The following is a 237-nucleotide window of genomic DNA, read 5'->3' on the forward strand; positions in this document are numbered from 1 at the left end:
CGTGTCCCGCCGTACTCAGGATCCTGAACAGAGAGTGTGACGTTTCGTCTACGGGGCTCTCACCCTCTATGGCACAGCTTCCCAACTGTTGCGACTACGTCGCACTTTGGTAACTCTATTGTTCAGTCCTACAACCCCAACAAGCAAGCTTGTTGGTTTGGGCTCTTCCCTTTTCGCTCGCCGCTACTCGGGGAATCGATGTTTCTTTCTCTTCCTGCAGCTACTAAGATGTTTCAG

The 237-nt window shown here is 51.9% G+C and carries 1 rRNA gene; it reads right to left on the reverse strand.

The features are described 5' to 3' along the window. Window positions 1-237, reverse strand: a 23S ribosomal RNA gene (locus H5S41_RS00480); the annotation flags it as partial.

It is taken from the genome of Limosilactobacillus albertensis (genome assembly GCF_014145555.1).
GTDB classification, from domain to species: domain Bacteria; phylum Bacillota; class Bacilli; order Lactobacillales; family Lactobacillaceae; genus Limosilactobacillus; species Limosilactobacillus albertensis.